Source organism: Arachidicoccus sp., assembly GCF_050436765.1.
In the GTDB taxonomy this organism is placed as follows: Bacteria; Bacteroidota; Bacteroidia; order Chitinophagales; family Chitinophagaceae; genus Arachidicoccus.
Map to the genome: position 1 here is coordinate 1 of NZ_JBNQGD010000048.1, position 1,656 is coordinate 1,656.

The following is a 1,656-nucleotide window of genomic DNA, read 5'->3' on the forward strand; positions in this document are numbered from 1 at the left end:
AGAGTCCAAAAACGACGCTTAAAATAACATAAGAAAAGAAGTATAAATAATCGCCTTGTTTAAAAAGAGTAAGGCTTTCAAATGAGAAACTGGAGAAAGTCGTATATCCGCCACAAAGGCCGGTGATTAAGAATAGGCGCCATTCAAAACCGAGGCTTGCATATTTCTCCAAAGCTGCGTACATAAGACCAATGATAAAACAGCCACTCAAATTTACCAGAAATGTACCCAAAGGGAAGACTAACGTAAAGACAACACTTATAAGTAGTTGAAACAGGTAGCGAAAGATGCTGCCTATGGCGCCCCCCAATCCTATTACTAATAGCTGTTTAATCATGTGAAATCATTTTAATGCAAATTCAAGAACGCTACTTCTTTGAAAATAACCACTTTTTCTTTGGCAATGCAGCCAAAAATGATTGTAATGATGTAAGAAGAAACGTTACAAGTTCTTGCGACGGTCTATCAGCTCTAAACACGAATCTAGCTTTGAATTACTGCCTTGTGCCATAGATGATTGAGAATTTTCTCTTTCTTTTGTTCCGTATTGAAAATTTCACCACCTAGGTTTTTCTTTTTTGCCTTTGAGTCGTTCTTTGCGCAATTCACGCAAAGAATCTTTTGAATCATTAAGTTCTTCTGCAGTAAGTTTTGAAAAGGCTAGCCTTTGAGACTGATAAATACCTGTATGTCCACTAAAGTAATAAGCGGTGAAACAGGCAATGGCATAATACAAAGCATATTCTCCGCCAAACAATTCGATGCCCATTAAGGTACACGCAATAGGCGTGTTGGTAGCCCCTGCGAATACTGCAATAAACCCGAGCCCGGCCATTAGATCCACTGGAGCACCGGTAATCATTGCTACTGCATTTCCCAATGCTGCACCAATGAAAAACAGGGGTGTAACTTCTCCACCTTTGAAACCCATGCTTAGCGTTATAGCTGTAAATAATAGTTTCCAAAACCAACTGAAATAGCCGGCACCTCCTGCTTTGAAACAAGTTAACAGAGAAACACTGTTGGGATTAGGATTTGAAACGCCAAGGCCCAAATAGCTATCTGTTCCTAAAACATACGTAAGGCCGATAATGATGCATCCGCCAAGAATTGGAATCAGCCATTTCGTTTGAATAAATTTGTTACTATAATTCTTTATGGTATGAGAAAGTTCAGAGAAAAAATAACTCGCCAGACCAAAACAGATACCGCCAATTACTACTTTTAATAGGAGCCACAAATCGAAGTGAATATATTTTGCAGTAAATAGAATTGTATCTTTGAAAGTAATAAAATAGGCCGTATGGTGGATGCCCCAGGATTTACAGGCAATATCCGCTAATATACTGGAGATAAGGCAAGGCAATAATGCTTTGTGCGTAATTTTACCAACAGTTAATACCTCTAAGGCAAATATGCCGCCACTAAGAGGGACTCCAAATACTGAACCAAAGCCGGCTGCAACACCCATCATTAAAAGAATGCGTGTATCGTCTTTGCTTAATTTAAATCTCTTTACAAAAAAACTCGCAATGCTTCCCCCAATTTGTATGGCCGTCCCTTCCCGACCTGCAGATCCGCCAAATAAGTGGGTAACTACCGTTGTAATAAGCACCAATGGTGCCATTCTAAAAGGAACGCCAGCGCCCGGTTTGT

General features: G+C 39.7%; 2 protein-coding genes. Both read right to left on the reverse strand.

Translation table 11 applies throughout. From position 1 onward, the window contains the following. Window positions 1–337, reverse strand: a 337-nt coding sequence (gene crcB, locus ACQR30_RS01850; RefSeq protein ID WP_429730444.1) for a fluoride efflux transporter CrcB, incomplete at its 3' end; no start/stop codon positions are given. 219 nt (window positions 338–556) lie between these two features. Further along, window positions 557–1,656 (reverse strand): chloride channel protein (locus ACQR30_RS01855; RefSeq protein WP_429730446.1); only part of this gene is annotated, 1,100 nt, incomplete at its 5' end.